This is a genomic window from bacterium (assembly GCA_035530055.1).
GTDB lineage: Bacteria > UBA6262 > WVXT01 > WVXT01 > WVXT01 > WVXT01.
Genome location: DATKVN010000012.1, coordinates 1 through 8305 on the forward strand (window position 1 = coordinate 1; position 8305 = coordinate 8305).

Here is an 8305-nt window from a genome sequence, read left to right on the forward strand (position 1 = left end):
CCAGGTTTAAATCCGGCAATTCGTGGATGTGTGTTGCGGGCAATGGATTTCGGCTGGGAAGTAGTGGGAATTAATGAGGGCTGGAAGGGATTGATTGAGGGTTTGACTGAGTCCTTGGAAATTTCCCAAGTGGAAGATTTAATGAATAAAGGAGGGACAATACTGGGCACTTCCCGGACCAGTCCCTATAAGGTAGAGAAGGGCGTGGAAAGATGTTTGCAGAATATAAGAAAACTTAGGATTGAGGCAATAGTTGCTATGGGTGGCGAAGATACTTTAGGAATAGCCAATAAACTATATAAGGAACACAAGATGAAAGTTGTTGGTGTCCCAAAAACTATGGACAATGACCTTTCATCCACAGATTACACTTTTGGTTTCGATACCTCGGTTACTCTGGCGATGAATGCTTTGGAAGTTTTAAAAGATACTGGAAAATCACATAGAAGGATTATGGTTTTAGAGGTAATGGGCAGGCACGCTGGCTGGGTGGCGCTGTTTACAGCCATTGGCGGTGGTGCAGACTGGGTTCTGCTTCCTGAGGAAAAAGCGGATATAGATTCGATGTGCAAACATTTGAAAAGAGTTTATGAAAGGAAAAAGATAGCCACAGTAGTAGTTTCTGAAGGTATCGAAGTTCCCGTAGAGAAAATAAGTAAAGAAAAACTGGATCAGTTTGGCCATATGCTTTTGAAAGAGAGAGGGGTGGGAGAAGGTATTGCTAGAGTTATAAGGGATAGACTGGGAGTTGATACCAGGGTAAGCGTTATCGGTCATATGCAGAGGGGAGGAGCTCCCACTCTATTCGACCGAATGCTGGGAGTGAGGGCTGGTGTAAAAGCAGTGGAACTGATTAAAGAAGGAAAGTTTGGTCAGATGGTCTCCTTACGGGGAACAGAGATGGTGGGGGTTAGTTTAGAAGAAGCTGTGGGTAAGTTAAAGACTGTTTCCCCTGAGTGGATCGACTTCGCCCATACCCTTTTTAAATAGAAATATTAAAAGATAATTTGTTCATCGTTAAGGAATTTCTTAACGTAGAGAGATTTGGAGTCCTCCCGAAAGGGAGGTAGGTAGTTATCCTTGCTTTCGCAAGGACTCCATATAACAGACTATCTTTTAAGAAGCGACTACGGTGATTAAATCGTTTACAGGAATAAGGAAAAATGAGAATTTCTTATAATTGGTTAAAGGAGTATGTAGATTTTTCCCTGTCTCCTCCAGAACTGGCTAAATGTCTCACCATGGCAGGTCTGGAAGTGAGCAATATTCTCTATTTGGGGTCAGAGGTGGAGAACGTGGTGGTTGGTGAAATTCTTTTCCTGAAGCCTCTTCCCCAGGCAGATAAATTAAGCCTCTGCCAGGTTTCCGATGGGAAGCAGATTTTTTCTATAGTTTGTGGAGCAAGGAACATAAAGGTTAAGAATTTAGTTCCTCTTGCCAGGGTGGGAGCTAAACTTCCTGGTGGGAGAAGAATAAGTAAGGCGAAAATAAAAGGGCAGACTTCTTACGGAATGCTCTGTTCTGAGAAAGAATTGGGGGTTGGAGAAGATGCCAGTGGCATTCATATTCTTCCCCCTGGTTGTAAACTGGGTGAGGATATTAAGAAGACGTTAACGTTGGAAGAAATAGTGCTGGAGGTAGAACTGACTACCAATCGCTCCGATTGTGCCAGTATATTTGGGATAGCTCGTGAGGTTTCCGCTATTTTGGGTGGGAATTTAAAGCCACCCAGGATTGAATTGAAGGAAAACGGAACTTCTGTTTCTGACTTAGCGAAAGTGGAGATTCTCGCTCCCCAGGCATGCAGGCGTTATACCGCCAGAATTATTCGCGACCTGAAAGTGGGTTCTTCTCCTTCCTGGTTAGTCAGGAAATTGGAGACAGTAGGGCTTAGAGCGATTAATAATGTGGTGGATGTTACCAATTATGTGCTAATTGAACTTGGCCATCCTCTTCACGCCTTCGATTATGATAAATTGGCTGAGCATAAAATTCTTGTGCGTTTTGCTACTCCTGGCGAGAAGCTATTGACTTTGGATAATGAACAGAGAAAATTGACGGAAAAGAATTTACTTATTGCTGATGCCGAGCGGCCGGTTGCTTTAGCAGGGATAATAGGAGGGACGGAGACGAGCGTTGACCAATCTACCAGAAATGTGCTTTTGGAAAGCGCTTATTTTGTTCCTCAAGTAGTAAGAAGTACAGTCCGGCAGTTGGGGATTGATACAGAATCGTCTTATCGTTTTGAACGTGGCGTTGATGTGGAAAATGTCCTTATCGCCTCCAATCGAGCTTGCCAGTTAATCCAGGAACTCGCCGGAGGAAAAGTTGCTTCTGGAGTAATCGATGTCTACCCTCAGCCTTTCTCTCCAGTAGAGATAGAGTTTTCCCCGGAAGAGACCAACCATATCCTGGGTTCTAATATTTTCCCCAAAGAAATGAGTGAAATTTTGACCCGTCTGCGATTTAACATTTCCCAGAAAGAGGGGGAGAAGCACCTGTGGGTCAGAGTGCCTTCCTATCGAAACGACATCTCTCGCCCCATCGACCTGGTAGAAGAGATTGCCCGACTATATGGATATGATAAGATTCCCTCAGGAATGCCGAAAATAGAGATCAGTGATTCGGTTGATGATAAAGTTTTGATGTTAGAGGACTTTGTAAAAGAGGTTTTAACCAGGTTAGGATTATGCGAAGTTGTCAGCCGTTCTCTGGTTAGTCCAGAATATTATAATGAACTGGACATTGCTATCCCCACAGGGCTTAAAGGAACTGTGGAGATTACCAATCCCTTATCTCGGGAACAGAGTCTTTTACGCACTTCCCTTCTCCCGTGTCTTCTATCGGTCCTGAAATGGAATCTAAACCACGGGGTCCCTGATATGAAAATATTCGAAATAGGTCGGGTCTTCTTTCCTGGAAAGGGCATACCAGAAGAGAAAAGGATTTTGGCAGGTGTCCTGGTTGGTACTCAGGAGGAGCGATACTGGGAAGACTCTTCAAAAGCTATCGATTTTTACTATGTTAAAGGGATTGTGGACTCCCTGTTAGGAGAACTGGGCATTTATCCTCAACGTCGTGGAGAATCTGGGATAGAGAAAAGCAGCCATTTTCTTCTGGAAGAGGGAATTTCCAATAAGATAATGGTAGACAATGAACATCTGGGAGATTTTGGCGAATTAGCTAATAAGGTCTTCCGCAAAATGGAATTCAGAGATAAGGCATACATTTTTGAGTTAGATTTTGACAAAATGTGTAGACTTATCGAGATTAAGAAAAAGTATAAGAGAATGTCGAGGTTTCCCTGGGTTTCCAGGGATATTGCTTTGGTAGCTCCCCAGGGCTTGACATTTGGAGAGATTTGTGTTAAAATTAAGAAGGTTGGAGGTGAGCTCGTTCAAGACGTAAAACTTTTCGATGTCTATTTTGGTAAACAGATTGAGCCGGGGAAGAGGGGCTTGGCCTGTAAAATTATTTATCAATCCATGGAAAAGACCTTGAGGGATGAACAGGTAAATAGTTTACATATGAGAATAGTGGAAGAGTTGGAAAGAGATTTAAAAGTAAAAGTGAGAAAACAAGACTCACTTGTGAAATAAAGGAAAATGAGAGAATACAATACTGTCAAGAAAAAGATAGAGGAGGTTGTTCTATTAATTAATTCGCTGAAACAGGAAAGGGTAAAGTTACTGGAGAGGATTGAAAAGCAAAAAGAAGATATTAAATCTATGGAAGGAGAGAATAGAATAGCAAAGAAAATAGTCGCACAAGTCGAACACCTGGGAAAGGGAAAAAAAGAAGTTAGGGAAAGACTCCGGATTTTGCTTGATCGGTTAGATAAAATGAAAGTATAGTCCTGGCATAGGGAAGAGGGTTCTATGCTTGAAAAAGATGGCGATAAGATTCCAATAAGGATATATAACCGAGAATTTGTAATTGAAGGGGGTAATTGGGACCCCTTGTACATTTCGGCTTTAGCAAAATATGTTGATGAACAGATGAACAGAATAGCTAACACATCAAACATTGTAGATACAAGCCGAGTAGCAGTTTTAGCTGCTTTAAATATTGCTGATGAATTGTTTAGATTGAGAGAGAGCAAGGATACCAGTGGCCAGGAAATATCAAAAAGATCTGAAGAGTTAATCAAGCTGCTCGATCAAGCATTAAAAAGATAGTTTCTATATTATTTAAAATATAGCAGGCTTTTATTGTCCCTGCGATGTTCGTGATGTGTTGACTATTTTAAGCCGACAAGTGTAGATTAGGGAATCCGGAGTTTCTGGTAATCGTGGTTATCAGAACAGGATACCCACTTTAAGTTGGTGCTTTAAAACAGTCAGACACACGGCAGAGCGGGGACTTTTTTTAACAAAAAAGGGGCCAGAGTCATTTTTTTGCGGGGCTACTCTTGAATACGCCCCGATAAATCGGGGCTAATCCACGCTCCGATAAATTGGGGCCAATCCCAATCCACGCCCCGATAAATTGGGGCTAATCCTGAATTCAAAAATGGAACTTTTTGCCAAAGAGAAATCGGAAGCCATTAGAGATATGCCCTTAGCTTTGAGGATGTCCCCCAAGAGACTTTCCCAGTTTGTAGGGCAAGAGCACATTTTAGGCAAGGGTAAACTGCTCCGGCGAGCTATTGAGGCGGATAGAATTGTATCTCTCATCTTCTATGGTCCGCCAGGCTGTGGTAAATCGGCACTTGCCAGAATAATCGCTGAACGGACGAAAGCACACTTTGAGGAGTTAAATGCGGTGACTTCCGGGGTCGCTGATTTAAGAAAGATAATTGAGAGAGCCTGGCAAAAGAGAAAGTTTTCGGGTCAGAAGACAATTCTACTAATCGATGAGCTTCACCATTTTAACCGAAGCCAGCAAGATGGACTCCTGCCAGATGTAGAGAAGGGGATAGTTACCCTGATCGGCATTACTACCGAGAACCCTTATTTTTATATTAATTCCAGGTTACTCTCCCGTTCCCAGATTTTCGAATTTAAACCTTTGAATAATGAAGAGCTAAAAGTTATTTTGAAAAGGGCAATTGAAGATAAAGAAAACGGCTTGGGCAAGAAGAGAATAAACATTGTTCCTGAGGCACTAAAGCATCTGATAAAAACTTCTAACGGTGATGCTAGAAGAGCATTGAATGCACTGGAGGTAGGAGTGATGACCACAAAACCAAGCCGCAATGGAGAAATTAACTTTACCCTATCAGTTGCTGAAGAATCAATCCAGAAAAAGGCTGTGGTCTATGATAAGAAAGGGAATGAACATTATGACACGATATCTGCTTTTATTAAGAGCATGAGAGGCTCTGACCCGGATGCAACTTTATACTGGTTGGCAAAGATGATATATGCTGGTGAAGACCCACGATTTATTGCCAGAAGGATTGTGATCTGTGCCAGTGAAGATGTGGGCAATGCAGACCCACAAGCTCTGGTAGTAGCCAATGCGGCTCTGGAGGCCTGTGAATTTTTAGGAATGCCCGAAGCTAAGATACCCCTTGCCCAGGCGGCAATATATATTGCTTGTGCTCCCAAGTCTAATGCAGCCTATAAGGGAATAGATAAGGCTTTAGCCGATATAGAAGAGAAGAAGATTCTTAAGCCTCCAAAGTATTTAACTAAGGCTGGACAAAAAGATTATAAATATCCTCACAATTATGCAAAAGGATGGGTTGAGCAGGACTATTTACCCGTGAAACGTAAGTACTATTTTCCCACAGAAGAAGGCTATGAGGCAAAGATTAAAAAGAGGATGGAAGAATTGGAGTCCCGGATTGCTAAGGATTCTAAGTTTTCCCATAGGCAGAAACCAGACCATCCTATAGAAAAAGTGACTGGGAAAGGGAAAGGGGATAAAGATAGAACTTTTTAGAAAAATGGAGGAGAAAAAAAGAAAAATCAGGCAAGAATTCCTGAAGAAGAGAAATAACCTTTCCCGGGATGAAATAAAGTCTAAAAGCGAGAAAATCGAAAAGGAACTCTTTTCCTTACCTGAGTTCCAACGAGCAAAGACAGTTATGTTTTATGTATCTTTTCGTAGTGAAGTGGAAACAGAGAAAATGACAAGAAATGCGCTGAAATTGAAGAAAAAGATAGTAATACCTGTTGTGCATGGAGAAAAGATAGTGGTGTCCGAGATTAAAAATTTAAAAAAAGAACTCACCAAGGGAAGTTTTGGAATAAAAGAGCCGAAAAAAGAGTTCAGAAGGAGGGTGAATCAAAAAGAGATTGATCTTGTAGTTGTCCCTGGAGTAGTCTTTGATAAGAGTGGAGGTCGCCTGGGGTATGGGAGAGGATATTATGATCGATTTTTAAGAAGTAAATCGATAAGATCAAGGATGAGTCGCTACCGTCAATGTGCACTGATTGGACTTGCTTTCGATTTGCAGATTGCCAGGAAAATTCCTCTCGTAAAAAGAGATATGAAGGTTGATAAAATAGTTACTGAAAGCGGGATAGTAGATTGTAAGAACCGGCCATAAGTAAATTCCAATAGTCGCATTACCAAGTTCCTCGTATTTCCAGCAGGGATAACTTGAGTGTGGTAATTTTCCGTAGATTAAGGAAACCTTTGTGGAAGGGGGCGCCGGTCGCGACGAGTAAGGAGCGACGACCGAGCGAAACGAGGGAAAGGCGCGGGCGGAAGACGCTTGAGCGCCCCGGAGACAGAGAGTCCCCGATATGTAATATCGGGGAAGCACAGGCTGATTCACATAGGAGGGAAAAATGAATAGTCTAATCTTGATTGGTGCGGGTTGCCTTCTATTAGGAGTGTTGGCAGGATATATTTTAAGATTTATTTATGCAAGACTTCAGGCCTCGTCGGTTGAAGCACAATCGAAAAGGATAATCGATTCCGCCCAGCGAGAGGCGGAATCGGAAAAGAAAGAAGGCATCCTTGAGATAAAAGATGAAATGCACAAAGCAAGGATTAAATTTGAAGAGGAAACGCGAAGTCGACGAAAAGAGTTGGAAAGTCTGGAAAAGCGATTAGCACAGAAGGATGAAAATTTAGACCGTAAAGTTGATATCCTGGAGAGAAAAGAGAGAGAAATCAACAAGAAAGAGAGATATGTTTTAGGGAAAGAAAAACATTGGGAGGAGGAAGCAAAGAAGTTAGCGCAAGCAAAGGAGGAACAAAAAAGGGTATTGGAAAGGTTAGCCAGAATGACTCCGGAAGAAGCAAAGAAAGTTCTCCTGGCCAATATGGAGGAAGAGGCTAAGAAAGAAGCGACGACAATTATTAGACGGATGGAACAAGAGGCTATAGAGATCGGAACAATAAAAGCTAAAGGGATTTTAAGTCAGGCTATCCAGCGTTGTGTTGTGGAGCATACTGCGGATATCACCGTTTCCACAGTTTCTTTGCCCGATGATGAGATGAAAGGCCGCGTGATAGGCCGGGAAGGGAGGAATATTCGGGCTTTCGAGAACGCCACTGGAGTTGATTTAATAATTGACGACACTCCTGAAGCCATTACACTTTCTGCCTTTGATGGGGTGAGAAGGGAAATTGCCCGGGTTGCTCTGGAAAGACTAATTGCCGATGGCAGGATTCACCCGGCAAGGATTGAAGAAATTGTAGAAAAGGCAAAGGAAGAGATGGAATCACATCTAAAGTCAGTGGGAGAACAAACAGCATTTGACGTCGGTGTTCAAGGTCTCCACCCGGAAATAATTAGGTTAATAGGTAGGCTTAAATATCGAACCAGTTATGGTCAGAATGTTCTCCAGCATTCTTTAGAGGTAGCTCACATAGCTTCTATATTGGCTGGTGAATTAGGCGTAGATGCAAAATTTGCCAGACGAGCGGGGTTGATACATGATATAGGTAAATCTATCGATCGCGACGTGGAGGGAACACATGCCCAGATTGGTGCAGATTTAGCAAGAAAATATAATGAACCCTCGAATATGGTTAATGCCATTGCTGCCCATCATGAAGACTGCCAGGCTCAGAGTATAGAGGCAGTCCTGCTGCAGGCTGCTGATGCAGCCTCTGCTTCCCGCCCAGGTTCTCGGAGAGAATCTCTGGAATACTATTTAAAGAGGCTGGAGAAGTTGGAAAATGTAGCCAATTCTTTTCGAGGAGTAGAGAAATCTTATGCCATTCAAGCAGGACGAGAGATAAGGATTATTGTGGAACCGGAAGAGGTGGAGGATAGTATGGTGCAAAATCTGGCCAGGGAGATAGCTAAGAAAATCGAAAAAGAAATAGAGTATCCTGGACAGATAAAAGTTACGGTTATCAGAGAGACAAGAGCCATCGAAACTGCAAAATAAAAAGG

General features: G+C 42.5%; 7 protein-coding genes and 1 other RNA gene. All 8 read left to right on the forward strand.

Annotation, left to right across the window (positions count from 1 at the left end; translation table 11 throughout):
* Positions 1–990: ATP-dependent 6-phosphofructokinase (locus VMW39_01515; GenBank protein ID HUW22697.1), on the forward strand; the 990-nt coding region annotated here is incomplete at its 5' end.
* 173 nt (positions 991–1163) lie between these two features.
* On the forward strand, positions 1164–3599 hold the full coding sequence (gene pheT, locus VMW39_01520) for a phenylalanine--tRNA ligase subunit beta (GenBank protein HUW22698.1): 2436 nt from the start codon (positions 1164–1166) through the stop codon (positions 3597–3599).
* Between the two features lie 6 nt (positions 3600–3605).
* Positions 3606–3854: a hypothetical protein gene (locus tag VMW39_01525; protein ID HUW22699.1), complete on the forward strand. Its 249-nt coding sequence runs from the start codon at positions 3606–3608 to the stop codon at positions 3852–3854.
* Positions 3855–3878: 24 nt separating this feature from the next.
* A complete protein-coding gene (locus tag VMW39_01530) occupies positions 3879–4178 on the forward strand; it encodes a cell division protein ZapA (protein ID HUW22700.1) in 300 nt (99 codons plus the stop codon).
* 33 nt (positions 4179–4211) lie between these two features.
* A non-coding RNA gene (ssrS, locus tag VMW39_01535) (6S RNA) lies at positions 4212–4366 on the forward strand.
* Positions 4367–4512: 146 nt separating this feature from the next.
* Positions 4513–5889, forward strand: a complete 1377-nt coding sequence (locus tag VMW39_01540) for a replication-associated recombination protein A (protein ID HUW22701.1) — start codon at positions 4513–4515, stop codon at positions 5887–5889.
* 4 nt (positions 5890–5893) lie between these two features.
* Positions 5894–6499: a 5-formyltetrahydrofolate cyclo-ligase gene (locus tag VMW39_01545; protein HUW22702.1), complete on the forward strand. Its 606-nt coding sequence runs from the start codon at positions 5894–5896 to the stop codon at positions 6497–6499.
* A 244-nt stretch (positions 6500–6743) separates the two neighbouring features.
* Positions 6744–8300, forward strand: a complete 1557-nt coding sequence (rny, locus tag VMW39_01550; protein ID HUW22703.1) for a ribonuclease Y — start codon at positions 6744–6746, stop codon at positions 8298–8300.
* The last annotated feature ends 5 nt before the right edge of the window (positions 8301–8305 follow it).

Coding starts and splice junctions, on each gene's coding strand:
- rny (HUW22703.1), top strand. CDS start 6,744: ATGAATAGTCTAATCTTGATTGGTGCGGGTTGCCTTCTATTAGGAGTG.
- pheT (HUW22698.1), top strand. CDS start 1,164: ATGAGAATTTCTTATAATTGGTTAAAGGAGTATGTAGATTTTTCCCTG.
- VMW39_01525 (HUW22699.1), top strand. CDS start 3,606: ATGAGAGAATACAATACTGTCAAGAAAAAGATAGAGGAGGTTGTTCTA.
- VMW39_01530 (HUW22700.1), top strand. CDS start 3,879: ATGCTTGAAAAAGATGGCGATAAGATTCCAATAAGGATATATAACCGA.
- VMW39_01540 (HUW22701.1), top strand. CDS start 4,513: ATGGAACTTTTTGCCAAAGAGAAATCGGAAGCCATTAGAGATATGCCC.
- VMW39_01545 (HUW22702.1), top strand. CDS start 5,894: ATGGAGGAGAAAAAAAGAAAAATCAGGCAAGAATTCCTGAAGAAGAGA.